General features: G+C 58.2%; 19 protein-coding genes. 15 read left to right on the top strand and 4 right to left on the bottom strand.

The annotated features are described in order from the left end of the window. Positions 1–10 precede the first annotated feature (10 nt). Positions 11–340, bottom strand: coding sequence for a DUF1904 family protein (locus GSF01_RS16505; RefSeq protein ID WP_159885905.1), 330 nt, complete (start codon positions 338–340; stop codon positions 11–13). 139 nt (positions 341–479) lie between these two features. Between GSF01_RS16505 and GSF01_RS16500 the strand changes: the two genes are divergently transcribed. The 3 genes from GSF01_RS16500 (at position 480) to GSF01_RS16490 (ending at position 5,755) form a co-directional block, all read left to right on the top strand. Further along, positions 480–3,629 (top strand): S8 family serine peptidase, encoded by a 3,150-nt coding sequence (locus GSF01_RS16500; protein WP_159885904.1) that lies wholly within the window; start codon positions 480–482, stop codon positions 3,627–3,629. Between the two features lie 205 nt (positions 3,630–3,834). Further along, complete coding sequence (locus GSF01_RS16495; RefSeq protein WP_159885903.1) at positions 3,835–4,689, top strand: MerR family transcriptional regulator; 855 nt, start codon at positions 3,835–3,837, stop codon at positions 4,687–4,689. 43 nt (positions 4,690–4,732) lie between these two features. Beyond that, positions 4,733–5,755, top strand: coding sequence for a serine hydrolase domain-containing protein (locus GSF01_RS16490; protein WP_159885902.1), 1,023 nt, complete (start codon positions 4,733–4,735; stop codon positions 5,753–5,755). A gap of 83 nt (positions 5,756–5,838) precedes the next feature. Here GSF01_RS16490 and GSF01_RS16485 read toward each other — a convergent pair whose 3' ends face one another. After that, a complete protein-coding gene (locus GSF01_RS16485) occupies positions 5,839–7,458 on the bottom strand; it encodes a helix-turn-helix domain-containing protein (RefSeq protein WP_159885901.1) in 1,620 nt (539 codons plus the stop codon). 155 nt (positions 7,459–7,613) lie between these two features. Here GSF01_RS16485 and GSF01_RS16480 point away from each other — a divergent pair, with 155 nt between their 5' ends. The 10 genes from GSF01_RS16480 to GSF01_RS16435 all read left to right on the top strand — a co-directional run bounded on the left by GSF01_RS16480 (position 7,614) and on the right by GSF01_RS16435 (position 20,907). Beyond that, the gene (locus tag GSF01_RS16480) at positions 7,614–8,609 is read left to right on the top strand and encodes an ABC transporter substrate-binding protein (RefSeq protein WP_159885900.1); all 996 of its coding nucleotides are present in this window, start codon (positions 7,614–7,616) and stop codon (positions 8,607–8,609) included. 248 nt (positions 8,610–8,857) lie between these two features. Then, positions 8,858–10,216, top strand: a complete 1,359-nt coding sequence (locus GSF01_RS16475) for an LLM class flavin-dependent oxidoreductase (protein WP_159885899.1) — start codon at positions 8,858–8,860, stop codon at positions 10,214–10,216. Between the two features lie 92 nt (positions 10,217–10,308). Further along, complete coding sequence (locus GSF01_RS16470) at positions 10,309–10,770, top strand: helix-turn-helix transcriptional regulator (protein ID WP_159885898.1); 462 nt, start codon at positions 10,309–10,311, stop codon at positions 10,768–10,770. Positions 10,771–10,892: 122 nt separating this feature from the next. Beyond that, the gene (gene sbnA / locus GSF01_RS16465) at positions 10,893–11,882 is read left to right on the top strand and encodes a 2,3-diaminopropionate biosynthesis protein SbnA (protein ID WP_159885897.1); all 990 of its coding nucleotides are present in this window, start codon (positions 10,893–10,895) and stop codon (positions 11,880–11,882) included. A 20-nt stretch (positions 11,883–11,902) separates the two neighbouring features. Further along, entirely contained in the window at positions 11,903–12,979 is a 1,077-nt protein-coding gene (gene sbnB, locus GSF01_RS16460; RefSeq protein ID WP_159885896.1) for a 2,3-diaminopropionate biosynthesis protein SbnB, read from the top strand. A gap of 38 nt (positions 12,980–13,017) precedes the next feature. After that, on the top strand, positions 13,018–14,817 hold the full coding sequence (locus GSF01_RS16455; RefSeq protein WP_159885895.1) for an IucA/IucC family protein: 1,800 nt from the start codon (positions 13,018–13,020) through the stop codon (positions 14,815–14,817). Beyond that, on the top strand, positions 14,814–16,742 hold the full coding sequence (locus GSF01_RS16450) for an IucA/IucC family protein (RefSeq protein WP_159885893.1): 1,929 nt from the start codon (positions 14,814–14,816) through the stop codon (positions 16,740–16,742). Before GSF01_RS16455 ends, GSF01_RS16450 begins: the two co-directional genes overlap by 4 nt. Before the next feature lie 6 nt (positions 16,743–16,748). Beyond that, positions 16,749–17,537 (top strand): HpcH/HpaI aldolase family protein, encoded by a 789-nt coding sequence (locus GSF01_RS16445; RefSeq protein ID WP_159885891.1) that lies wholly within the window; start codon positions 16,749–16,751, stop codon positions 17,535–17,537. Positions 17,538–17,542: 5 nt separating this feature from the next. Then, complete coding sequence (locus GSF01_RS16440; RefSeq protein WP_328803690.1) at positions 17,543–18,772, top strand: type III PLP-dependent enzyme; 1,230 nt, start codon at positions 17,543–17,545, stop codon at positions 18,770–18,772. A gap of 20 nt (positions 18,773–18,792) precedes the next feature. Next, the gene (locus GSF01_RS16435) at positions 18,793–20,907 is read left to right on the top strand and encodes an IucA/IucC family protein (RefSeq protein WP_159885887.1); all 2,115 of its coding nucleotides are present in this window, start codon (positions 18,793–18,795) and stop codon (positions 20,905–20,907) included. Positions 20,908–21,114: 207 nt separating this feature from the next. Here GSF01_RS16435 and cls read toward each other — a convergent pair whose 3' ends face one another. Next, entirely contained in the window at positions 21,115–22,569 is a 1,455-nt protein-coding gene (gene cls / locus GSF01_RS16430; protein ID WP_235941554.1) for a cardiolipin synthase, read from the bottom strand. A gap of 281 nt (positions 22,570–22,850) precedes the next feature. Continuing rightward, positions 22,851–23,840: a Gfo/Idh/MocA family protein gene (locus GSF01_RS16425; RefSeq protein WP_159885885.1), complete on the bottom strand. Its 990-nt coding sequence runs from the start codon at positions 23,838–23,840 to the stop codon at positions 22,851–22,853. A 238-nt stretch (positions 23,841–24,078) separates the two neighbouring features. Here GSF01_RS16425 and GSF01_RS16420 point away from each other — a divergent pair, with 238 nt between their 5' ends. Then, positions 24,079–24,804, top strand: a complete 726-nt coding sequence (locus GSF01_RS16420; RefSeq protein ID WP_159885883.1) for a futalosine hydrolase — start codon at positions 24,079–24,081, stop codon at positions 24,802–24,804. Beyond that, on the top strand, positions 24,801–25,640 hold the full coding sequence (locus GSF01_RS16415) for a 1,4-dihydroxy-6-naphthoate synthase (RefSeq protein ID WP_159885881.1): 840 nt from the start codon (positions 24,801–24,803) through the stop codon (positions 25,638–25,640). Before GSF01_RS16420 ends, GSF01_RS16415 begins: the two co-directional genes overlap by 4 nt. The last annotated feature ends 15 nt before the right edge of the window (positions 25,641–25,655 follow it).

The following is a 25,655-nucleotide window of genomic DNA, read 5'->3' as shown; positions in this document are numbered from 1 at the left end:
ACGGTTCGGCTTAACCGAAAGGCTTGCCGCCCGCGTAGTAGCTGTTCTCCGCGAAGACGGAGAAAGCGATCTCGGATTCCTCTATACCGGCTTCCCGGAGATGGCGGTCGATCGATAAGGCGAAGCGGTCCCGGATATCCTGTCCTCTATCGAACCACCAGACATGGACGAAGGGGAAGGAGGGAACGGGCTCCCCGTTAAAAATCCCCGTAGTAGAGAAGCATTCGATCGTAAAATTATCCGTCCCGCATTCGCAGATCGCAGCCAGCTCGTCGATCAGCGAACGGCTGAGGTACTGCACCGTCTCGACAGGTACGCCTCTTATCAGCAGTTGTGGCACAGGGAAGCCCCTTTCCTTTATAAAGTTTTCATTATAATTCCATTATAGCAAAATCACCGCATTGCTTCTTCTTTGAATCCTTACTATGATAGTCCCATACATCTGAGAGAATCATAGAATAAGTCGTAGGGGGAGAAACATGCGGTTCGGCAGCTCGCGTTTATGGAAATTCATACTTACGGGGGTACTGGCTGTCGGATGGATCGGCCAAAGTACGGCCCCGGTCGTCCAGGCTTCATCCGAAGACAAAGGGGGGCTGGCCGCAGTTCGCATGGATGCGGATGACGGCCAGATTATTCCCGGCAAGGCGCTCGTCAAATATAAGGTTCCACCATTATCAGGCGGCGATACCTATCAGCTTCAATCTGTAGCTCCGCGCATCGCGCAGCTTACCTTTTCCGAGACGATCCCTGTGGCGGACAAGCTGAAGGAGCTGGCGGCCGATCCGAACGTCGAATATGCCGAGCCTGTCTATATCGTGAAGAAAACCGGGCAGGCGGCTGATGCCGGCGGTCAGACAGTGGGGCAGGCCGTTTACTATAACGGGGCCGATCCCGCCTACATGCAAAGCTGGGGGCTGTCGGTGACGGGCATTACGTATCTGGCCTCCAAAACCACGCATGTCCAGCGGTCTGCGGTCAAGGTGGCCGTGCTCGATACGGGTATTGACTTGACCCATCCCGATCTGATGGACGCTGTTCTAGCCGGATCCGGCCGGAATTTTATCGATTCGGCCCTTACGGTGCAGGATGAGGAAGGACATGGCACTCATGTAGCGGGCATTATTGCGGCCAGCGCCAAGCGCACGGGAGGATACACCGGGGCGGCGCCGGGCGTCAAAATCGTGCCGGTCAAGGTGCTGGATAACAAAGGCAACGGCGATACCGCTTCCTTGCTGAAAGGGATCGAGTATGCCATCGAGCAGAGGGTGGACTTCATCAATGCGAGCCTGGGTTCCCCTGGACGCAGTAAATTGGTGCACGAAGCGATCCAAAAAGCGGCGGCAGCGAATATTCTGATGTTCGCCGCCACAGGCAACGAAAGCAATCACTGGATCGGGACAGAAGCCGGACAGCTCGATGAACCGGCGAAGGATACGACCCGCTATGCCAAGGAGGCGGGCTACCCGGCTGCCTTCGACGAGGTAGTCAGCGTCGGGGCGCTGGAGCAGTTGGCCGACGGCAGGCTGACGATAGCGGACTTCTCGAATATCGGCAAGGTAGACTTGGTCGCGCCCGGCGTCAATATCTACAGCACCTTGCCGGCTTCGGTCGGCAAGGGGGTCCTGTACGGCTACGGTAGGGGAACCTCTCAGGCTACCCCGCTGGCAACGGGAACAGCTGCTTTGTTGAAGGCCTATAATGGCGCTTTGACGGCGGAAGACATCAAGACAATTATGAAGAATTCGGTTAAAAGCTTCCATCCGGTTCCCGCCCCGTCTTCCGGCTATACGAACATCACAGAACCGGTAAACTTCGAATTGACCTTCGGAGCGGGCATGTTCAACGGCCAGCAAGCCTTCGAGCTGCCAAGACTGCAGATTACGCCCCAAGGGCAGGTTGATTATAGCCTATCGCGCACGGTGACCTTCGACGTGTATCTGCGGAATCTGAACAATGAAGTTGTGCCATCAAGCAGCGGGGTTCATCTGACTATACGCGGCTGGCGCGAGGATAAGGTCAAGCGCAGTGAGGATAGGCTCGTCGACAACAGAGCCTCGGGGGAGTTGTCAGGCGGCTACGTCCGGCTTGCCGCCAGCTTGCCTGCCACAAGCCCTATCGATGTTTATCGGTATTATTATGTGGCTGAGGGAGCGGGGGTCAGCTCCAATCCTATCAGTTACATCAAGCGCCCTGCCAAGCCGTCGGCCTCTCTGAGCAGCGGAACCTATGCGGGCAGCAGGCAGGTTACGCTGTCAACGGCCGAGCCTCAAGCGGACATTCTGTATGTGCTGGAGACCGAGAGCGGCACCGTGGGGGGCCAGTACCGGGATCAGGCGATTACGGTGTCCAGGTCGTCGATTCTGCATGCGATCGTATTTAAAAATGAGGTATATAGTGACGAAGTCAGCTACCGTTACCTCATAACCGCTCCACCGGCAGGCGGCGGGGGTGGCGGAGGCGGCGGTGGCGGAGGAGGAGGCTTTATAGCTCCGACGAAGCCGAAGGAGGTCAAGAGCGATTCCGACGGGCGCCAGCTGCTCGTCGTGGAGCCGAAGACCGAGGACCTGCTGAAGGAGATCGCCTCCAAGAGCGCAGAGGTGCTGATCGACGCGACAACGACGGAAGCCGCCGTGGATCGTATTCAGGTGAAGCTGAGCGAGGAAGCGGTGAGCAAGGCGGGGCAGGCGAACAAGCCGTTTGTGGTCCAAGCCTCCGCGGTCGAGCTGAGACTGCCTGCGGGCTTCGCGGGTAAGCTGGAAAGCGGGCAGACGCTCACCCTAACCTTGGATGCCAAGCCTCCCGCAGGCTTGCCCGAAGGCTCGCTGGCGGCCTCCAAGAGCTATGATTTCTCGCTGCAGACCGACAAAGCGATCATCCGCTCCTTCGAGAAGCCGGTAACGGCCTCATTTCGCCTCGATATGCACAAGATCAGCCGTCCGCATCAGGTTGGCGTCTACAGATATGATGAGGTCCGCCAGGAGTGGAGATATGAGGGCGGACAGTGGGGCAGCGACAATAAGTCCATGAAGCTGGAGCTTCCGCATTTCTCCCGCTATGTCGTACTGGATTACAACCGCACGTTCCCGGATATCGAGGGGCACTGGGCACAGCAGGATATCGAGCGGATGATTGCCCGGCAAGTGGTGCAAGGATTGAGCGAGCATCAGTTCGCTGCCGATGAAGCGGTCACCCGGGCGCAATTCGTCACCTTGCTGTCGCGTGCGCTGAAGCTGGATCAGCCGGGCGTGACCGACGCCCATTTCGAGGACGTATCGCCGGAGTCCTGGTATTACCAAGAGGTATACGCGGCTTATCGGGCGGGACTGGTGAGCGGTATAACAGAGACTCGCTTCCTGCCTGAAGCGAACATCACGCGAGAGCAGATGGCGGTCATCCTGGTGAACGCTTATCTGCATGCCAAGGGCAAGACCCTGTCCGATCTGGTCATGACCCAGGAAGTGAAGTTCGACGACGAGGGAACGGTCAGCGTCTGGGCGAGGACGCACGTCCGTGCGGCCGCTGCGCTGGAGCTGATGAATGCGGCGGAGGGCGATAGCTTTAAGCCGCAGGAGCAGGCATCGCGGGCCCAAGCGACCGTAGTCATGGCCAGGCTTTTTCAGAAATAACGGATAGAAGTGGAGATAGAGCCGGTTCCTGAGGGGACCGGCTTACTGTCCGTTAGCCCGATGATATTAACCTGAAATCCGGGCATATGCCGCCTTCCCGGCTGGCCGAATTAAAAAATGCCGAATCTGCTGTTGACTTTGCCCTTAGGGTAAGGTGTAAGAATAGAAGAGCGGAGAGATATAGGGGGAGAAAGGAGGCGACGTGTTGCTGTCGATTGGAGAATTCTCGAAGATATGCGAAGTGTCTACCAAAACGCTTCGATATTATGATGAAATTGGATTAATTCATCCGGAGGAAATTAATCCTGACAACGGCTATAGGTATTATGCCATCAAGCAATTAAAAAGGATGCTTTTGATTAATCGCTTGAAATCGTATCATTTCTCTTTGGAAGAAATCAAAGACCTATTGGAAGGGGAGGAGGATCGGGCTGAGGAGAAGCTTTGCTCCGTTCTTCGCCGCAAGAAAAGGGAGATACAGGAGAGACTGAACGCATTTGAATATACGCTCCGGCAAATGAGTCATGATATTTCCCTAATAGAGCAGGGCATAGCGATCATGTCCTACCTTGACCATATCCCGGTCCAGCTGGTTGAAACCAAGCCGCTCCTTATTCTTTCTATGCGCCGGATGATGAGCAGCGAGGACTACGTGCCGGGATACGGGAACTATTTTAGCACGCTGTATGAAAGGATTGCCCATGAAAAGCTGACCTTGCTTGGTACGCCGATGACTATTTACCACAGCCCTGAACATAACCCTGCCGGCAATGATACCGAGTTTGCGATCCCCATTCAGGAGGCGGTACCGGGGACGAGAGAGCTGGCTGGAGGTCTTTGTGCGAAGTCTGTTTTAAAGGGCTCCTATTCAGAATTGAGATCGGTATATGCCAAGCTGAGGGAATGGGCAGAGGAGGAAGGCTATGAATGGGCGGCATCGCCGTATGAAGTATATGCGACCGATCCCAGTCAGGCTGCCGTTTCTGAGGACATCGTGACTGAGGTGTATGTGCCGGTACGGAAAAAGGAAAAGCAGGACGAGAGCAGACCGTTTCTTTAGCTCGCTGCGCCAACCCCAATAACTTTCAAAAGAGGTCTTTATCATGCTAAGAAACTACTGGCCCACTACAGAATGGCAAACCTTAGACCCTGCAGCCTTGAGAATGGACGCCCAAAAGCTGTCCGAGCTGGAGTCCGTCATAAAATCGGAGTATAGCAATGTCAACGGTATTGTGATTGCGAGGCATGGATATCTTGCTTATGAAAACTATGATCATGGCTATGGTCCGGATGATGCGCATCATGTGGCGTCTGTGACGAAAAGTATAGTGAGCGCCCTCATCGGAATAGCTATAGAGGCCAACTATATTCAAGATGCAGACCAGAAGGTGTTGGATTTTTTTCCCGAATATGTTCCCGATCCTGCCGATACGCAGAAGCGGGATATTACCATACGCCATCTGCTGACGATGACGGCTCCCTTCCCCTTTGAGAATGGGCACGAAGCGCTGGAGAAGATGTGTACACAACCAGACTGGGTCAACTATTGCCTGGATATACTGGGCCGACAGGGGAGCCTAGGAGCTTTTAAATACTCCACCGCAGGGGCGCATCTGCTTTCAGCCATCATCACGCGCAGCACAGGAAAAAGTGCCCGCGAGTTTGCCAACGAACGTTTATTTAAACCGATCGGCATGAGAGAGATCCCGGATTATGGGATGAAAGCCTTCGGGTTCGACGAACTGTTCGGAAGCGAGGTACGAGGATGGGTGCAAGACCCCGGCCGTAATTCCACGGGAGGGTGGGGACTTACTCTTACTCCCCGCGATATGGCAAGGTTTGGGCTTCTCTATCTGAACCACGGCATGTGGGATCGCGAACCGATTATTTCGAAGACTTGGATTGACGAATCGACAGCAATGAACCCTCATCATTACGGGTATCTATGGTGGTTGCGCGAGGGGGACGGGCTTTCTGCCTACTTAGCGCTAGGCGATGGAGGTCATGTCATTTGCTGCATGCCGGACAAGGACCTGGTCATCGCCATTGCATCCGAGTTCGTGATGAAGCCTCGTGACCGGTGGATCTTGATCAAGGATCATATTGTTCCGGCTATCGTCGACTAGATGCATCGCCGAGTCTGGCAAGGGCAGGAGGAGTCCTCGCCTGTCTGCCCAGAATAGAATCGCGGTAGCAGCAGGAGGCTTGCTTATAGGGGCAGGAGCTGCCCGGTCAGGTGATGAAAAAGCTGATGGATAACCCGAAGTCTCCCTTGCGGCGTCCAGCTCATGACGAGCCAGTTCGGAATGATATAACTACGGGAAGGCGCGGCCGCCGGGGAAATTGGGGAAGCAGCGGTTTCCTGCAGCTTCATCAAGAGGTCCTCGACCTCCGGGTCGCTCGTATGGCGAATCATGAACAAATGATCCGAGGCGAGAGGGGGAAGCTGCTCCGGCAACCACTCCTCCCTCATCTTGTGGGAAGGCACGGAGCCGCCGGGCCGTAGCCCTAGCTCCTGGTAGATCAGTTCGTTCAGCGGATGATTGCCCGTTCCCTGAATACGAATCAGTCGCTTAATCGGCTGCAGAATCGTTACGCTCTGCCCGCCTGCAAGCGAGCGGAGCCGTTCGCGAGCGTTCTGCGCATGGCGGTCCAGCTCGTCGATCGAGCGGACCGCCTCTTGCTCGCGGCCTACGAGCCCGGCTATGTTCCTATGCATCCTCCGCCAGTCCAGCTCATGCTGCACGATGATGGTCGGCGCGATTTGCTTCAGCCTGTCAAGCAGATAAGTATGGGTATAGTCTGCGATAATCAGATCGGGCCCCGCCAGCTTCAGCTGCTCCAGCTGCCCCAGCAGATGCATGCTGAACGGGTTGTCCTCCATCTCGGGGTAACGGTACCCGTCTATAGCGGCAACGGCTTCGACGCCGATGTCGGCCAGGTTATGGTGAAAATGAGTCCGGGAAGCTGTGGCGACCCGGAGCTTCTCCCGTTTAATGAATAAAGACGGGGAAAGCCCGACTGTTTCCTTAAATATACGGCTGAAATAATATTCGCTGCTGTAGCCTACCGAGACAGCCGCTTCCTTGACGGATAGGGAAGGAGATAACACCTCCTTGGCTCTCTGTATCCGCAGTTGATTTAAATATTGGGTCGGAGAGCATCCGGTTCTTCGCTTGAAGCCGCGGCAGAACGCATTGGGGGTTAGCCCCGCAATGTCGGCCAGCCGTTCCCGGCTTATTTTGTCATGATAATGACGCTCCATGTAGAGGATCGAGGCGTCGATCCCGTCTCCCGCGGCGGGTTCGGCCTGGTCATCGGAGGCAGCTGTCGATTCCCGGATCAGGATATCGAGCAAAGCCTGGAGCTGCATCTCCGGCAACCCCTTTTCCCGGCTGGCCGGCTGGCGGAAGGTCTCATGTAAAGCTATGATCTTCGCTAGAAGCTGCTTCGGTTCCCGGCTGCGGATACAGCCCTCGGGGAGGTCCGGCAGAGGATGTAGGCTGCTCTCGACGATCCAACTCCTTCCCTGCTTGCGGGCAGTGATATTCTCGATCACGATGACATAGGCTTGAAACGCCTTCGTTGCGGGCGTCGTTTCGAGCGTTGAGCCGGGGTAAAGGGAGTACAGGCGCATCGGCTCGATGCCAAGCGTACGGCCGTTCACGCGAATGCTTCCCGCTCCTTCCAGCACGAAGCACAGCAGATGAGCCGGAACTCTGCGCACATGGCGCAGGTAGGCTGCGCTGCGCTTCAGGAGGCGAACGGAGGACAGCAGCGGAAGGCGGCGGACGGTCGGGACGTGCTGGACATGCGGTCGGATAAGCATGAGGATCGGTTCCTTTCCTTCATCATTTCCATCGAATCGGATAGTATGGGTCAACAAAAAGGATACTTCCGTACATGGACGGTCCCGAAGGGCTATTTTATACTAGTAATGATAACAATTCTCATTATCAAATAACAAGGGAGAGAGACAGAAAAATGGGTATTTCGATTCACAAATGGCCGGCGGCAGGGCTGGTGCTTTCACTGGCGTTAACCCTTGCCGCATGCGGCTCGGGCAGCGTATCGGCGCCAAGCGGTTCCGGCAGCGCGCCAGCCCCTGCGGCGCCCGTCACACAGGCGGACGCGGGCAAACCATACACCGTGCAGCACGCTATGGGGGAAACCACGATCAAGGAAACGCCCAAGCGGGTTGTCGTGCTCGTCAATGATGCCGTGGAGGCAGCCTTGTCGCTAGACGTCAAGCCTATCGGCATGGTGAAAGCCTGGGGCGTGGAGCCGATGTATGAGCACTTGAAGAGCAAGCTGGACGGGGTACAGATTGTCGGAGACGAGAATCAGCCTAATCTGGAGGCTATCGCTGCGCTCAAGCCTGATTTGATTATCGGCAACAAGCTGCGTCAGGAGAAAATCTATGACCAGCTGTCCAGCATCGCGCCGACTGTATTCTCGACCAGGACCAATTCCGATGTGTTGATTAATTATAAGGTATATGCCGCCGCATTGAACAAAAAAGAGGAAGGCGACAAGCAATTGGATGCCTTCGACAAGCGGATCCAAGCCTTCCGGGCGAAGCTGGGCGACAAAATCAATACCAAGGTGTCGCTGGTGCGCTTCTACGTAGGCGACAAGGTCCGGGTTCATTACGCCGACTCGTTCGGCGGAGGCCTGATCAAGCTGATCGGTCTGCAGCGCCCTGCGGCGCAGGACAAGACGACGTTCGCCGATATTATCGGCAAGGAGCGCATTCCGGATCTTGAGGCGGATATGCTGTTCTACTTCACCCTCGCCGACGAGAAGGGGGAGACGACCAAAACCGAGGAGCAATGGCTGAACGATCCGCTCTGGAAAAATCTCGAGGTTGTGAAGAAGGGCAAGGTGTACCGGGTAAACGACGGAATATGGAACTCTTCGGGCGGGCTGATTGCAGCGAACCTGATGCTTGACGATCTAGAAAAATATATGCTGAAGTAACAGCTTGCGGCCTGCCCGCTTTTGCCCCGCATCCGGAAGAGAACGACCGGATGCGGTTTTTGTTCAAGCGGTATGCACCTGTCCGTTCATCTGCTGGAAAGGGGGGATATTCGAAAACACCAGCTTAAACCTATCTTAAGCAAAGCGAGGAGTAGACACTGGGGGATTTTTCCTGCTATCATTGATAATGATAATTATTATCAATTAATGATTACACTAATTTACATGTGGAAAGGTTGTGGTTTTTTATGAACAAGCACATGCATCTGAATTTATTTATGTTAAATACCGGGCATCATGAAGCGTCCTGGAGGCATCCCGATACAACGCCCGAGCGGCTGACCGATATTCACTATTACGCAGGACTCGCCCAGATGGCCGAGCGCGCGAAGATGGACTCGCTGTTTATCGCCGATGCCCTCGTGCTGACCCCGGCGGTCAAATACAAAATACTGGGGACGCCGGAGCCGCTTACCTTGCTGTCCGCATTGGCTATGGCGACGGAAAGGATAGGGCTGATCGGCACCGTATCGACTACATACAGCGAGCCGTTCAATGTGGCGCGGATGTTCGCATCGCTCGATCATATCAGCCGGGGAAGAGCCGGCTGGAATAGCGTAACCTCCGTAGGGGATGCCACGGCTGCGAACTTCGGCCTGGAGGAGCATCCGGAGCATGGCAGCCGTTACGGCCGCGCGCGCGAGTATCTGGAGGTGCTGAAGGGGCTTTGGGACGGCTGGGAGGACGATGCCATTGTAGCTGACAAGCAGGCGGGCATCTATGCCGACTATGACAACAAGATCCGCCCGCTTCGGCATCGGGGCGAGCATTTCTCCGTACATGGCCCGCTGAATATCGGCCGATCTCCGCAAGGATATCCGGTGCTCGTGCAAGCCGGCTCCTCCGATGCGGGAATGGAACTGGCCGCCGAGACGGCCGAGGTCGTATTCACGGCTCAAAACAGCCTGCAGCAAGCGACCAAGTTCTATGCCGACTTGAAGGGCAGGATGAGGAAATACGGCAGATCCCCCGGGGAGCTGAAGGTTCTGCCGGGCTTCAGTCCGATTATCGGCGCTACCGCTGCCGAGGCCAGAGAGAAGGAAGCGATGCTAAACGAGCTGGTCATGCCTCAGTTCGGGTTGATCCGGGTCTCCAACACGATGGAGCTCGATCTGTCCCGATATCCGCTTGACGGTCCATTCCCGCTGGAGGATCTGCCGGCGGCGGATCAGGTGAAGGGGACGAAGGCCAGGCACAGCATGTATGTGGAGATGATCCGGAAGGAGCAGTTGACGATTCGGCAGCTGATCATGCGCACGGCGAGCGCAAGGGGCCATTTCACGATCACGGGGACGGCCGAGCAGGTTGCGGATGAGATGGAGAAATGGGTCGTCGAATGCGGCGCGGACGGCTTTAATGTGATGCCGCCTTATTTTCCGGCGGGCTTTGAAAGCTTCGTGAACGAGGTAGTGCCGGAGCTTCAGCGGCGCGGCTTGTTCCGCAAGGAATATGAAGGCTCTACGTTGAGAGAGCATTACGGATTGCCAAGGCCTGCCCATCCTTCCGCGAGACAGCCGGAAGCCGCATCTGGTCTTCTGTTCCGATAGTTAAACCGACAGACTCAGGGAAAGAGTCGATTTTTTTGGGGAATGACTGGAAAAATAAAACAAAATAGATGGTCATTTAGGAGGCTGATTAGATGAAACTTCCGGTAACGAAGGTTAAGCTTACGGTCGATTCGCATACCCAGTGCGAAATCGATCGGGAAAAGCTTGTTCGGCTGCACAGCCTGATTATTCGGGAAGTGGCGGCGATGTCGCTTGCCGAGTGCGTCAAGATAACGCTGGAGTGCAATCATGCCTCGGAATGGCCTCCTCTGCCGCTAGCGCCGGCTTCGGCTTCCATGGAGCAGGCCCGGAATGCACGCGACGGAGCGCTGGTCAAGCTGAGCGAGCGTCAGAGAGAGATTGCCTTCATGCTCTGCAACCACTATTCGATCAAGAAGATCGCTAGCGCCTTCTACGTATCGGAGAATACCGTGAAGAAGCACATCCAAAATATCAAGAAGGCGCTGGAGATTGAAGGCTCAGGGGCTGATTTCATCTACACTCTGAAGGAGCTTATAGCTCCTGCGCGTCTCGAGGAGATAAGCGCCCGCTAATGGTCCATTTCAATAACCATGATTATCCGATTGGAGAATTTACCCCTCCTTGCGCCCATGGTACATTTTACCTGCAGAGAATGATTCTCATCTTCCTGCAATAAGCGCAAGGAGGAATGTTCATGTTAGATACGCTGCAAGCCGAACCTCAGCTCCAAGCCGTGAAGCGGTCGGTGGCCGAATGCGTCGGACAAACTCCGCTCGTCCATTTGAGCAGGCTGTTTCCTCAGGAGCATGTGCAGGTCGTAGCCAAGCTGGAATATATGAATCCCGGAGGAAGCATGAAGGATCGGCCGGCCCGCTTCATCATCGAGCAAGGCTTGCGCAGCGGAGCCATTGATTCGCGCACGCACTTGATCGAAAGCACATCCGGCAATCTGGGCATCGCTTTGGCGATGATGGCGAGAATATACGGGTTGACGGTCACCTGCGTCGTCGATCCCAAGATTGCCCCGACGAATCTGAATATTTTGCGGCAGATGGGAGCGCATATCGAGATGGTCCGGGAACGGGATGACCAGGGAGGATTCCTGACGACCCGGATCCGGAAGGTTCAGGAGCTGCTGCAGAGAGATCCCCACGGCTTCTGGATCAACCAATATGCGAATGAAAACAACTGGAAAGCCCACTATGAGGGAACGGGCAGGGAAATTACGGAGTCGCTCGACTATGCGGATATCTTGATCGCCGGGGTCAGCACATCGGGAAGCATCATGGGGACGAGCCGAAGAATGCGGGAGAAATTTCCTGAGCTGCAGGTCGTAGCCGTCGATGCTGTAGGCTCCATTCTGTTCGGGGGAACGCCCGGCAAGCGCGAGCTTCCGGGTATCGGCGCGAGCCGGGTGCCGGAGCTGCTGAACCGGGCCGAAATCGATCAGGTCATTCATGTGAACGACAAGGATTCGGCAACGGGCTGCCGGGACCTCCTGATAGCCGAGGGCATCTTCGCCGGCGGCTCCTCGGGCTCGATCGTCGCGGCGATCCGCCGGCTGATTCCTTCGCTGGCGGAGAGATCGCAGCGGCCGCTTCGGGTGGTTACCCTGCTGCCGGATCGCGGCGACCGGTATCTGGATCTGGTTTACGATGATCAGTGGGTGGCGAGTTTAAGCTAATGCGAGAGGAGAGGGAAAGCATGACAAAGCAGGCAGAGCTGCAGCTTGTGTCGATCGGAGCCGGGCAGCGGTCTGTGGATCAGGCCGCACCCGAGCTGCTGTACTTGAGCCGGGACGATATCGCCAGACTGGGCGGGGGCTCTTCCAGGCTGTACACCGAGGCGCTGGAGGAAGCGCTGGCGCTCCATGCGCAAGGAGCTTTTGTTCAGCCCTTGAAGCCTTATCTGCGTTCCGGAGGAGCGGATGGGCATATTGCCGACCGCATCATAGCCATGCCGGCTCATATCGGAGGAGAGGCTCCGGTATCGGGCATCAAATGGATCGGCAGCAAGCATGACAATCAGCAAGCCAGAGGCCTTGAGCGGGCAAGCGGCCTTATCGTGCTGAACGATGCGGACAGCCATTACCCGATTGCCGTGATGGAAGCGGGGCTGATCAGCAGCATGCGTACGGCTGCCGTCACCGCTGTGGCCGTACGGTATTTGGCCAAGCCAGCCTTTCATACGGTTGCTTGCATCGGCTGCGGGCTGATTGCCAGAGCTCAGCTCCTGTCCTTGCTGGAGCAGTACCCGCAGGTGCGGGAGCTGCACCTGTACGATCAGCAGCCGGGTGCCGCCGAGCGACTGTCCGATGTGATCCGCGAACGGTTCGCGGATACCGTCATTGTCGTGGCGCGCAGCGCCGAGCGGGCCGTCCGGGAAGGCGAGGTTGTGATTACATGCACGGTCGCCGACAAGCCGTATATTCCGTTCGAGTGGCTGCGCAGGGGCGCGTTTGTCAGCAACATATCCATCATGGATGTGCATAAGGAAGCCTATCTGCAAGCGGATAAAGTGGTGGTGGATGACTGGGAGCAATCGAACAGGGAGAAGAAGGTACTGAACCAGCTTGTGCTCGAAGGCCGGTTCTCCCGCGAGCTGCTCTATGCCGAGCTCGGAGAGCTTGTGATCGGCGCCAAGCCCGGGAGGGAGAAGGACGATGAGATCATCATTCTGAATCCGATGGGCATGGCGATTGAAGATATTGCATGCGCCCGGCGCATCTATGCTGAAGCGTTGAAGGAAGGGATAGGCACAAGGCTGCCGCTGTACGGATAACCGCTGCCGTGGCAGCGCAAGAAGGGAGATTCATCGTCATGCTGCAACATCAAGAACGGTCAGACGCCGCGGCCCTCCAATGCCGGAAGCTGGCTGAGCAGGCCGCCCTGCGCTTTCTGTTGAACGGCTATCTGCGGGAGACCGGGCAGTTCGATCCGAGGGTGAACCGCCGCGATGGGAGCCGCGATCAAGCCTTCGCGGCTGCCCTGCCGCGGACGGGCAAGGTTATTCTGGGGCGGTTCAGCTACTTCTCCCTGGCCGGGCAGCATGCTTACCGGGAGGCATTTCACGTGCGGGATATGTCGGCAGAAGACGGCGCGATCCCGCTGGGGACGGACCGGCTGATCGATATGCTGCTGACGGAGGTTAGCTGCCTGGGCCCCCGTGCGGACCGTCAGGCCCGCAAGCGGGAGATGCTGGAGCAGATCGCATGCAGTATCCGCCGGACGAGCCTGTATCTCGAATTTGCAAGCTGCCGGGAGAGCCGTCAGGAAGCTGCCTTGAGCTACATCGGGTCAGAGCAGTCTTTGAGATATGGACATACGTTTCATCCTACGCCCAAAAGCTCGGAAGGCTTTACGGAAGAGGAACTGGCTCAGTATGCGCCTGAGCTTGGAGCCTCCTTCCGTCTGCAGTATGTGGCCGTCTCGCAGGAGCTGGTAGAGGAGCAGTGGATAGACCCGTATGAGCCGCTGCCGGAAACGGTCCGGGAGGCTGTACGAAGGCTGGGTCCTCTGGCGCAAGGATATACAGCGATACCGGTTCATCCGTGGCAGTGGACGTATGTGCAGGGAAACCGGCATGTGCAGCGATTGCTTGAGCAAGGCAAGCTGGTCGACTTGGGCCGTATGGGAGCTGTTGTATACCCGACTTCTTCGGTAAGAACAGTGTGGGATCCGGAAGAGGGGATGTTTTACAAGCTTCCGCTGCATGTGAGGATCACCCATTTCATTCGCGAGAATACGCCGGAGCAGGTCAGGCGAACGATGGACGCGGCCGTTATCGTGAAGCGATTATCGGAGGAGGCGGACGAGCTGGAGGCAAAGGAGGGACTTCGCATCCTGCCTGAGCTCGGGTATCGGACGATCCGGCTGAACGATGTTCCTTGGTCCGAGCGAGAGCAATTGATGGCAAGCTTCGCGGTTATCTACCGCCAAGGCAAACCGCTGACCGGTCAGGGAGGCGACCCTTGCTATGCGTTGGCCTCGCTGCTGGAGGAGGCGCCGGGCTCGACCGAGCCGCTGTTGTTCACCGCTATCCGCCAGTCCGCAGGAGGCAGTTTGCCCGATTGGGACATGTGGCTGAGCCGCTATATCGATCTAACCGCACTGCCGCTGCTCCGATTATTCGCGCATTCGGGCATCAGTTTGGAGGCGCATCTGCAAAACTCGCTGCTGCGTCTGGAGCGAGGGCTTCCAAGCCGCTTCTATGTCAGAGATCTGGAGGGGATCAGCGTCAGCGCTGAGCATGCGGATCGGCATGGTTGGACGAAGGAGCTTGTTTCTGCGGACAGTCCTGTGCTGTATCCGGCTGCCGAAGCTTGGTTGCGGCTGCAATATTATTATGTGGTGAATCATCTGGGCACTCTGGTGCCGACCATCTGCCGCTGCGCCGGGCGGGAGGAAGCGGCGTATTGGCAGATTGTCAGAAACAGACTGGAGCAGCATCGCAGCGAGGCCCAGCGGGGCGAGCCGCTGCATGCGCTGCTGACCGATCTGCTGGGGCGGCAGACGCTGCCGGCCAAGGCCAACTTCATCAGCAGATTCCAGCAGCGTGGGGAAACGCCTGATTATGTGGATATACCGAATCCGATTAGTGACAGCGAGGTGAAGCGATGAATACCGGCCTGTTGTTGAACGGGAATGGCTCTCATGCAGCCGTGCAGGAATATGACCTATTCGTTTCCAAGCCGTACAGGGAGACGGAACAGCGAATCATGCGGCAGTTGATGGAATCGCTGCTCTACGAGCGTCTGGTTTCTTATACGGAGGAGGCCGATGCGGAAGGGTCTGCGGATGCTGCGAAGGATACGGGTGTCAAGGAGGCTGGGGATTCCGGGGATTACGTGAGGACCTGGAATGCTGCAGACCATGCGGCCGGCTGGCGCTTATTTACGGTCCACGCGGCCACTTCGGAGCGGGGAGCCGTACGGTACACCTGCCGGGGGAAAAGAAAGTTGAGCTTCGGCCGGATCCGGCTGGATATCGCTTCGCTCCAGAGATGGGAAGGGAGCGACGGCGGCCGCCCGGCACGTCTGTCCGAGCTGTTGGACGAGGTGGTCCGGCCGATCGCGGCTTCCGGACGCATGGCTGTGTTCGAGGAGGAAGTAACCCAGACGTGGCTGAAGGATACCCAGGCACGCTATGCGAGTGCAGCCCGGGCGGTTCCGGCTGCGGAGCTGGAATATGACGAGCTGGAAGCGGCTATTTTGGAAGGGCACCCGTATCATCCGTGCTACAAATCCCGAATAGGGTTCAGCTTGGCGGACAATGCCGCCTATGGTCCCGAATTCAGCCCAGTTGTCAAACCCTTGTGGGTGGCTGTACATGAGGAGGATTGCCAGGCTGGCTATTCCTCCTCGATCCGGTATGCCGACTTCATCCGGGCGGAGCTTGGAGCGGACGTGCTGGCACAGTTTGCGTTCGTGCTCGAAGCGGCTGGCCGTGATGCAAGCCGTTACCTGCTGGTCCCCGTTCATCCCTGGCAATGGAGAGAGTCTACGCTGCGGACCTTCCACGCCCGGATGGCCGAGGGAAGGCTCGTCGTACTGGGAGAGGGGGCGGATGATTACTGGCCTCAACAGTCCATCCGCACCTTGTCCAATGCTTCTTCGCCCTTAAAGTCGTATGTCAAGCTGCCTATGGTGCTGGTCAATACGTCAACTAGCCGTATTCTGGCCAAGCATACCGTGCTGAATGCGCCGCTTATCTCCGATTGGCTGGCTCGGCTGACCGAAGAGGATCGGGCGGGTGACGGGGCCGGCTATGTGCTGCTGCGGGAGGTAGCGGGCATAGCGTACGATCATGAGGCTTTGCCCGAACCGCTCAGGGAGCGCGCTTACGGTACGCTTGGCGCGATATGGAGAGAGAGCCTGCATCATTATCTGCGAGCAGGCGAGCGGGCGGTGCCGTTTAATGGACTATGTCATATCCAGCATGATGGCCTGCCGCTGATCGAGCCGTGGATCAAGAAGTATGGCGCAGAGCCATGGACGGAGGCTCTGCTGAAGGCGTCCGTCACTCCTCTGATCCATCTGCTGTATGCTCATGGCGTCGCTTTGGAGGCCCATGCGCAAAATATGGTGCTGATTCACCGGGAGGGGCATCCGGCCAGAGTGGCCTTCAAGGATTTTCACGATGGAATCCGGTTCTCCCGGGCCGCCCTCACCGCGCCGGAGCTGTGTCCGGCGCTGCACAGGCTCCCGCCGGAGCATGCGGCCGTGAATCCGAATTCCTTCATCGAAACGGATAGCACGGAAGCCGTAAGGGACTTTGTTCATGATGCCTTCTTCTTTATTAACCTGTCCGAGCTATGCTTTCTTCTCGAAGAGCGTTACGAGATGCCGGAAGATCGATTCTGGGAGATGACCGCATGCCTCATCCATGAGTACCAGCAAGAGCATCCCGAGCACGAGGCTCGGTTCAGGGCATTCGATCTGTTCGCCGAAACGATCCGGGTTGAACAGTTGACGGCCCGAAGAGTGCTCGGCGATTCGGCGGTTCGTCTGCAGCAGGTCTCCAATCCGCTGTATCGGTTCAGGTGAGGCGATATGCTGATGAACAATCGGGTCAAACAAAAGCTGCGCGAAGGAGCTCCCGTATTCGGACTTTTTGCCTCCATTCCTTCGGCGCTTATGGTCGAGATGGTCGGCTGCTCCGGCTATGACTTTATTATTATCGATCTGGAGCATGTGTGCATCAATCCCGAAACACTAGAGCATATGATCCGTGCGGCGGAGCTCACCGGTCTCACCGCGATGGTCCGGGTGCCCGAGCCGAATCCCAAAGTCATCCTGCGGGCGCTGGATGCCGGAGCGCTCGGCATCGTCGTGCCGCATGTGGAGACGAAGGAGCAGGCTGCCGGCATCGTCCGCGCCTGCAAATACGGCCCCGACGGAACCCGCAGTCTGAACAGCGGCCGCGCGGGCATGTTCGGCAAGCACGATCTGGCGGCGTACATCCGGCGTGCCAATGAGCAAATCATGGTCGTGCCTATGATCGAGAGCCGCGAGGGCGTTAGTCAGGCCGAGCAGATTGCTGCCGTACCGGGCATTGACATGGTGCTCGAGGGGGCGGCGGACTTGTCTCAATCGTGCGGAGTGCCTTGGCAGACCGGCGCTCCGGTCGTCCAAGAGGGCTTGAGGCAGGTTCAGGCCGCTTGCCGGAAGCAGGGCGTTCCTTATTGCGCCATCCCGCGCAGGCCGGAAGAGTATACGTATTGGCGGGAGCTGGGGGTCAAAGCCTTCGTGCTTGGGGATGAGCGGGGCGTATCGTTTCGCGCGCTCCGTGCCCATTTGCACAGCTTCGCCCCGCAGCAGCCCGAAGACGAGAGGAGATGAACGGCATGCTGCAGACAGCAGCGGATCATGGCATCCTTTCCTTCATCGCTCAGTGGAAGCGCGAGCGACAGGAGCCCGTATCCGCGTTTATTTACGATATGCGTCAGTTGCGCGAGCATGCGGCCCGCTGCGTGCGGGAGCTGCCTGCGGATTGCAGGCTGTTCTATGCGATGAAAGCGAATCCGGCTAGGCCGATACTGGAGTGTCTGGCGCCGATCGTGCATGGATTCGAGGCGGCATCCATCGGCGAGGTGCGAAGGATCCGGGAGGTCAGTGCGGACAAGCCGATTATTTTCGGAGGTCCGGGCAAGAAGGATGCGGAGATCCAGGAAGCACTGGAGCTGGGAGTGATGCTGCTTCATGCGGAAAGCCTGCTGGAGCTGCGCCGGATCTCGCATAGAGCAGCCGCCCTCGGGGTAACCGCGCGGGTCCTGCTGCGGGTCAACCTGCGGGCCTCCTTCCCGGAGGCGACGCTGGTGATGGCGGGGAAGCCGACGCAGTTCGGCATTGACGAAGTCGATATCCCGGAGGCGATCGCCCTTGCCCGGTCGCTGCCTCATTTGAGTCTGGAGGGCTTTCATCTGCACTCCATCTCGAACAATCTGGATGCGAGCCTGCATGCCCGCCTGATCGCTGTATACCGGGATCGAGTGCAGCAGTGGCAGGAACGCTTCGGGCTTACGCTTCGCTACCTTAACGCGGGGGGCGGCTTCGGCATCTCGTATACCGATTTGAACCGGGTATTTGACTGGCCCGGCTTTGTCTCCGGCTTGGGAAGGGAGATCGCTGCCCGGCCTCTGCCCGGTATAGAGATGCTATTCGAGCCCGGCCGGTATCTCGCCGCAGCCTGCGGATACTATGCGACCGAGGTTACGGATTTGAAATGCAACCACGGTCAGCATTATGCAATCCTTCGGGGCGGCTCGCATCACTTCCGTCTGCCAGGAGCCTGGCAGCACAGCCATCCGTTCGAGATTGTGCCGGTCGAACGATGGGATTATCCGTTTCCGCGGCCCGAGGTTCGGGATGTGACCGTAGTCGTAGCAGGGGAGCTGTGCACACCCAAGGATGTGCTGGCGCGGGATGTAGCCGTCAAGAGGCTGCGCGTCGGGGATGTCCTGCTGTTTCATTACGCAGGCGCCTACGGCTGGACGATATCGGCCCATGATTTTTTGAGCCATGCTCACCCGGAGCATAAGTATATGGATATGGAGGATGCAGGTAATCCAAGGTAATCGAGAGGAGGAGAACGATCATGCAGGGTATTGTTGCGGGCGTGCCGCGGACAGGGAGGGAGCCAGGGGAGCCGGAGGCGGAGGCCAAGGTCGGAGCTGAAGCCAATGTCGAAGCCGAAGCAAGAGAGGCCATTCTCGCCGATCTGATTAATGCGCTGCTGGCCGAAGGCATCTGGGATGACTTGGGAAGAGGCGAGCTGCTTGCCGGGGACCGGTGCGAGGCCGAGCTTCGGGCCGTCGGTATGCCGGCCGGCTCGGAAGCGGCGGCCGATCGGGAGGCCGATGCCCAGTTGGAGGCTGAGCCTGGCCCAGTACCCGACTGTCGTATAGCGATCGGGCCAGGCTCAGATCGGCAGGACGGGGGAAGCGCGGACCGGGAAGAGCGGCTCGCGTACCGTTGGTGGTTGGACCGGGAACGGGGGCGGGCTATCCTGTTCCCGGTCCGCCGGGCCATCGTGCAGCCGTACCGGTATGTCCCGGGCGGAGGCGTCTACGAGCGGACCGAGGCGCAGCCCGGCTTGCTCGAAGCTCGTCCGCTCGGCGCGGTTGAGCTGCTGGAGCTGGTGGCGGAGATGCGGCTTGCACAGTCTGCGGCGGATGGGACAAGCCAGCCTGCAGAAGCCGCCATGGCTAGGCTGAGAAGCCTGCTGGAGCTGACGCTGGAGCAGGCAGGGTGGTCGGCGGCATGCGAAAGCGGCGATGCCACAGGGCCATCCTGGACCTTGGCGGACCTGGAGCGTAGGGCCGCTTACCGGGACCGGCCGTTTCATCCGGTGGCCAAGGCGAAGGGAGGCTGGGGACGCGATGAATATGCGGCCTACAGCGCAGAAGCCGGACAGGCGATCCGCCTGGTGTGGGTGGCGGTCGATCGGCGTCGTCTGATCGGAGGCGTGCAGGCCGCGACAGGCTCGCGGGAGAGGCCCGCGGAGCCGCTGGAGCTGCTTTTGTCCGATGAGGAACGCGAGTATGTTCAGCGGGCGATGCAGGAGAAAGGACTGTCGCCGGAGCGCTATATGGCTCTGCCTGCCCATCCCTGGCAGCTGGGCGAAATTCTGCCCCGGATGCTGCCGGCCGAGCGGGAGTCGGGCCTATGGATTCCGCTTGAGGCCCGAGCGGGCGATTACAGGGCGACGGCCTCCTCGCGCTCGCTGGCTCCGCTGGGTGGGGGCGGGCGCCATGTCAAGCTTCCGCTTGGCATCGTGGCGCTTGGCGCCGTCAGGTATTTGCCCGCCGTTCATATGATGAACGGGGACAAGGGTCAGCGCCTGCTGGAGCAGGCGAAGGAGCTGGACCCGGTACTGCGCAGCCGATTGTATCTGTGCGACGAATCGAATTGGTGGGCGTATATGCCGGAGTCCGGCGACTTATTCGCCGAGCCGCCTCGGCATTTGTCCGCTTTGGTACGGATCTATCCCGAGGAGCTGATGGAAGCGGAAGACGTCCGGCTGCTGCCGATGTGTGCCCTGGCGGCCAGGGCGTCCGGCACGGAGGATCATCCGCTGGATGGGTGGTGCAGAGCGCGCGGGCTGCCGTTAGCGGCCGAACCGTCGCTGTTGATGCTTTTCGGCGAAGTCTGCTTGAACTTTTTCCACATGGCTTTGCGCTTGTTCCGTCTGGGGGTCCTTCCCGAAATACACGGGCAGAATACCATCCTCGTTCTGAAGCATGGGCGTGTGGAGGGACTGCTGCTGAGGGATCATGATTCCGTGCGCTTGCATCTCCCCTGGATGGAGCGGCATGGACTTGAGGACCCTCGCTACCGGATGAAGCCCGGTTATCCGAACTCCTTATACAATGAGACTCCGCAGAAGCTGCTTGCTTATCTGCAAACACTCGGCATTCAGGTCAATCTGTATGCGATTCTGGAGATCTTATCGACCCGCTATGGCATCCGGGAGCCGATGCTGTGGACGATGATGGCAGCCAAGCTGCGGGAAGCGGGGGGATTAGCAGCCTTTACCGGCGATGAGCTGGAGGTGGTGGAGGAAGCGATGTTCCGGCAGCCCGTCTGGCCCTGGAAAAACATAGTGAAGCCGCTGCTTGAGCAGCAGGGAGAGCCAACGGGCAGTATGCCCTCCGGCTTTTCGGCAGGGGTGAATCCTTTTCGGAGCCTTGGCGAGGGAAGGGACATGTAGTCTCGCCCAGGGACGGCAAGCCGGAAACGGGCGGCAGCGCTCTAGCTGCTGAAAGTCCTGTCTGTTCTGCGAGCCGTACCAAGGCTTGACGGCGCGCCGGCGGCTTATCCGGCCGTAAGATGACCAAAAAACGGAGCAGCTGAAGCGCTCCGTTTTTTTATGTTCTGAACGCAGCCCGCCACAGTCGGAACGACCCGCCTCTGCCTGCTAGAAAATCGGCGATAGCAGGCGTGCGCAAGGCTCGCGGAACTTATGCAGCAGGGGCCGGTTGCTATACCCGGTCTGTGTCAACCAACGGCTGTGCTTCATATCGGCTTCGAAGATCTGCGTCAGTGTCTCTGCCGTCTCGGTATCGTAGATGAAGGCGTTGACCTCGAAATTAAGCTTGAAGCTCCGGATATCCACGTTGGCTGTACCTACGGAGGCGACACGGCCATCGGCTACGATGGTCTTGGCATGCAGGAACCCCTTTTCATACAAGTAGCACTGTACGCCAAAAGGCAGCAATTCCCCGATATACGAGAACGACGCCCAATAGACGAACCGGTGATCCGGCTTACTCGGAATCATTAGCTTGACGTCCACTCCGGATAGGGCCGCCATTTTCAGTGCAGTGATCAGACTTTCATCAGGGATGAAATAGGGCGTCTGGATGTAGATATATTCCTTGGCGGTCACGATCATTTTGATGTAGGCATTCTTGATCTGCTGCCAGTCCGAATCCGGTCCGCTTGAGACAATCTGCATCCCGACATGTCCGCTATGCGGCACCAGCGGGAAATACCGGGGGGCCAACGCAATCTCCTGTCGGCTTGCCAGCGTCCAATCCAGGAAGAAAAGCGCCTGCATATGCAGGACGGAGCCGCCAACCAGCCTCAGATGGGTATCGCGCCAGTAGCCGAACCGTTTGCTTAATCCCAGATACTCATTGCCGACGTTAAAGCCGCCGATATAGCCGACCTTGCCATCGATGATCACAAGCTTCCGATGGTTCCGGTAATTGACCCGCAGATTCAAATACGGGATGCGCGAAGGAAAGAAGGCGGCAACCTCGCCCCCGGCCTCCCGCAGGTCGCGGAAGAAGTCGCGGGGCAGGGCGGAGCAGCCGATGGCATCGTACATCAGACGTACGGCTCGGCCCTCTCTTGCCTTGCGGGCCAAGGCCTCTACCAGCCGGACTCCCAGCGAATCGTTGCGGATGATGAAATACAGGATGTGGACGTGATCCTCGGCTTGTTCGATATCCTGTAACAGCGCCTCGAATTTCTCACTCCCATCGGTATAGATCGCCACCTCGTTATCCTGCGTATACAGGGCATAGGCGCTGGACAGGTTCATATAGATCATGTCCTGGTAGTTGTGGACAACTTCATCCCGGTAGGGCACACGGTCTTGACGGAGATCCTCCTTCTGCTGCTCGACAAGCGCACTGATGATCTGCCGTTCACTTTCGTTTTTGAGCTTGTATATTTTTCGCCGGCTCAGGTTTTGACCCAATATGAGATAAAGCAGGAATCCGACGCCCGGGAGGAAAAAAAGCACCATCAGCCAGGCCCACGTCACGCCGACGTTGCGCCGCTCCAGAAAAATAACCGTAATGGCCAGCAGGATGTTAATAACCGGAATAAGAGCATAGTAGCCCTCATGGATGAATGTATACAATGCGGCAGCACCTCGGCTTTCATTGCGAGTCCGCTCGGCGGTTGGCGCCTGTTGCGGAACAGACTCGTACGTTGGCGGCTTCGTCAAAGCCGCTTAAAGTAGGTGACGGCTGCAGTAGCCGGGACGTCGTGGCTGCTAGGTGCGGCCGTCACTCCCGGGCCGTCCACCTGCAACGCTCCCATCATAACTCAACCTTCGCTTAGAACCAAATTTGACGCTCTAACCGCAAAGGCTTTACCGGATCTCGGCGTACGACGCTACCGAGTCTCTTCTGAATCTGTTCAGGACTTGAGGTCGGCCGGGTAAACCAGCCCGATTTGCCTCCGGGCCTCGTCCATGACTTGCATCGTTTGCACCGAGCGGAGATGCGTGTTGACGGTAGACTCGCGTCCCCCGCGTTGCAGGATTCCGATGAACTCGCGGATTTCATACACCATGGTATCCTCTTCCTGAGGCCTGGACACCTCTTCCCTCGAGCCATCGCGGTAAATAAGCTCGATACGGCTCGGTTGGCCGATTTTGTCGATGAGCATGCTTCCGTTTTCTCCTTGAATTTCCGATGGCAGGTAAGAGTTGGCGATTTTGGAGTGCATGATGACGGCCTCCATGTCCGGGTAGGTCAGCAGCAGACTCCCCTCTCCGTCAACGCCGGATTCCAGCACCAGACCCGCAGCCTGGATATGCTGAGGAGGGCCGAATAAGGAAATTAATGGATAGATGCAGTAAATGCCGAGATCCATCAGCGACCCGTTGGAAAAGGCAGGGTTAAACGCATTCAGCACCGTTCCCTGCTTGTACGCATCATAGCGTGAAGAATATTGGCCGTAATTGCCTACATACCGCCGGACCCTTCCGATCTTGGGCAAATGCTCGCGGACGGCTTCAAAGCTCGGCATTGTCGTTGTTTTCAAGGCTTCCATCAGCAATACTTGATGGTCCGACGCCGTCTTGATCATCGCTTCCACCTCTCGGGTATTCGAAGCGAGGGGCTTCTCGCAGAGCACATGCTTGCCTTGGCGCATGCAAAGCATCGCCTGCTCGGCATGCAAGGAGGTAGGGCTGGCGATATAGACCGCATCCATGAAGGGACTGGCGGCAAAGGCTTCCAGATCGCTGTAGCTATGCGCGGCTCCCCATTCCGCGGCGAAGCTTTTGGCCCGTTCACCGCTTCGCGAATAAACGGCGGTCAGCTCGAATCCCTCCGCCTTGCGGGCTGCTTTCAAAAAAGCTTCTGTAATCCAATTTGTACCTATGATGCCGAATCTAATCATGTGTAGAATCTTTCCTTTCCTTGAATAGCGCTAGCTTATTAGTTCTTTCGACCTCGAAGCGGATATATCCTGCCTATACCGGGGCATAAACGATTCTCCCAAGCTTGCCTGAGGGTTAGCCAGCAGAGAAACAGAAGTGGTATACTTACTGAATGTGCATGTTCTAAGGAAAACCTAGCCGTACACCGGCCAGAGTTATGGAGCCTGAAGAGGGGCGGGAGAAAAGGAGATAGGATGGATGAGCAACGAGCAACCACGAGACGCTCAATCGGCCGAAGGGCTTGAGGATAAGCTGCGCAGCTTGTTCTCGGATGGCCGGCGGGTGCTGATCGTAACAGCGGTGGAAGCCGAGAAAGAAGCCGTTCTGCGCGGCCTGGAGGATACGGCCCGCTTCGACGTGCTGGCGGCAGGCGTAGGCCCTGCTGCCGCTGCCGCAGGAACGGCGGCTGCTCTGGCGGCGGCGCCCGGCGCATACAGCCTTGTCGTCAGCAGCGGCATCGGCGGCGGTTTTGTCGGCCGTGTCGAGGTCGGCGGACTTGCCGTGGCGAGCGAAGTGATCGCCGCCGATCTCGGGGCCGAGACGCCGGAGGGATTCCGCACGGTGGACGAGCTGGGCTTTGGTTCGTCGCGCGTGGAGGCGGAGGCCCGTTTGGCTGCAGGCTGGGCCGAGGCGCTGCAGGATGCCGGACTCGCGGCTCGGCTCGGCCCCGTCCTCACGGTAACGACCGTAACCGGTACGGCCGCCACAGCCTCGGAGCTGGCCCGGCGCGTACCGGGTGCGCTGGCAGAGGCCATGGAGGGTTACGGCGTGGCCGCAGCCGCGCAGCGGCAGGGACTGCCGGTATTGGAGATTCGAGCAATCTCCAACCCGGTCGGTCCGCGTGACCGCGATGCGTGGAGAATCGGCGACGCGCTGAAGGCGCTGGAAGCGGCAAGTGCCGTACTTAAGGAGGTACTCTCATGAAAATTGCTTACTCGCCGTGTCCGAATGACACGTTTGTTTTTCATGCGCTGGCGCATGGCCTGATCCCCGGTGCGCCGAAGCTGGATGTGACTTTCGCGGATATCGATGTCACCAACCGTCTCGCGACAAGCGAAGAGGGACTGGACGTCATGAAAATTTCATATGCGGCACTGCCGTGGGTGCTGACCGATTATGCGCTTCTCCCATGCGGCGGAGCCCTTGGTCGCGGCTGCGGCCCGTTGGTGCTGCGCGCAGGAGGGGAGAAGGAGGATGCCGGAGCGGCGGCCTTATCCGGCCGCCGGGTAGCGGTGCCGAGCGACCGGTCGACCGCCTACCTGCTGTTTCGCCTCTGGGCGGCCCAGAACGTACCGGGAGGTGTGGGGGAGATCGTGGTGATGCCGTTCCACGAGATCATGCCTGCTGTACGCGATGGCTTAATTGACGCGGGTCTGGTCATCCATGAAGCGCGCTTCACGTACCCTTCCTACGGCCTGTCGCTGGTGACCGACCTCGGAAGCTGGTGGGAGAGCGATACGGGCTTGCCGATCCCTCTTGGCGCGATTATCGCCCGCCGGTCGCTTGACCGGGAAGCTATCGCCGGATGGATACGCCAATCGGTCGAATATGCCTGGGCGCACCCGGAGGCCTCCCGGGACTATGTGCAGCATCATGCGCAGGAGATGTCCCCTGAGGTTACCCAGGCTCATATCGAGCTGTATGTCAATGAATTTACGGCCGAGCTGGGCGAGGACGGGTACGCCGCGGTGACGGCGCTGCTCGGCAGGGCGGCACAGGAAGGTCTCGTTCCTCCTATCGACCCTGCCGCTTTGCGGTAGGATCGATAGGAGGCC

Source organism: Paenibacillus puerhi, assembly GCF_009846885.1.
Taxonomy (GTDB): domain Bacteria; phylum Bacillota; class Bacilli; order Paenibacillales; family NBRC-103111; genus Paenibacillus_G; species Paenibacillus_G puerhi.
This window is presented reverse-complemented; position numbering and strand designations above follow the sequence as displayed.

What these genes read in the sequence shown, in the direction of transcription:
- GSF01_RS16500 (WP_159885904.1), top strand. Translation starts at nt 480, where the DNA reads ATGCGGTTCGGCAGCTCGCGTTTATGGAAATTCATACTTACGGGGGTA.
- GSF01_RS16490 (WP_159885902.1), top strand. Translation starts at nt 4,733, where the DNA reads ATGCTAAGAAACTACTGGCCCACTACAGAATGGCAAACCTTAGACCCT.
- GSF01_RS16485 (WP_159885901.1), bottom strand. Translation starts at nt 7,458, where the DNA reads ATGCTTATCCGACCGCATGTCCAGCACGTCCCGACCGTCCGCCGCCTT.
- GSF01_RS16480 (WP_159885900.1), top strand. Translation starts at nt 7,614, where the DNA reads ATGGGTATTTCGATTCACAAATGGCCGGCGGCAGGGCTGGTGCTTTCA.
- GSF01_RS16475 (WP_159885899.1), top strand. Translation starts at nt 8,858, where the DNA reads ATGAACAAGCACATGCATCTGAATTTATTTATGTTAAATACCGGGCAT.
- GSF01_RS16470 (WP_159885898.1), top strand. Translation starts at nt 10,309, where the DNA reads ATGAAACTTCCGGTAACGAAGGTTAAGCTTACGGTCGATTCGCATACC.
- sbnA (WP_159885897.1), top strand. Translation starts at nt 10,893, where the DNA reads ATGTTAGATACGCTGCAAGCCGAACCTCAGCTCCAAGCCGTGAAGCGG.
- sbnB (WP_159885896.1), top strand. Translation starts at nt 11,903, where the DNA reads ATGACAAAGCAGGCAGAGCTGCAGCTTGTGTCGATCGGAGCCGGGCAG.
- GSF01_RS16455 (WP_159885895.1), top strand. Translation starts at nt 13,018, where the DNA reads ATGCTGCAACATCAAGAACGGTCAGACGCCGCGGCCCTCCAATGCCGG.
- GSF01_RS16450 (WP_159885893.1), top strand. Translation starts at nt 14,814, where the DNA reads ATGAATACCGGCCTGTTGTTGAACGGGAATGGCTCTCATGCAGCCGTG.
- GSF01_RS16445 (WP_159885891.1), top strand. Translation starts at nt 16,749, where the DNA reads ATGCTGATGAACAATCGGGTCAAACAAAAGCTGCGCGAAGGAGCTCCC.
- GSF01_RS16440 (WP_328803690.1), top strand. Translation starts at nt 17,543, where the DNA reads ATGCTGCAGACAGCAGCGGATCATGGCATCCTTTCCTTCATCGCTCAG.
- GSF01_RS16435 (WP_159885887.1), top strand. Translation starts at nt 18,793, where the DNA reads ATGCAGGGTATTGTTGCGGGCGTGCCGCGGACAGGGAGGGAGCCAGGG.
- GSF01_RS16425 (WP_159885885.1), bottom strand. Translation starts at nt 23,840, where the DNA reads ATGATTAGATTCGGCATCATAGGTACAAATTGGATTACAGAAGCTTTT.
- GSF01_RS16420 (WP_159885883.1), top strand. Translation starts at nt 24,079, where the DNA reads ATGAGCAACGAGCAACCACGAGACGCTCAATCGGCCGAAGGGCTTGAG.
- GSF01_RS16415 (WP_159885881.1), top strand. Translation starts at nt 24,801, where the DNA reads ATGAAAATTGCTTACTCGCCGTGTCCGAATGACACGTTTGTTTTTCAT.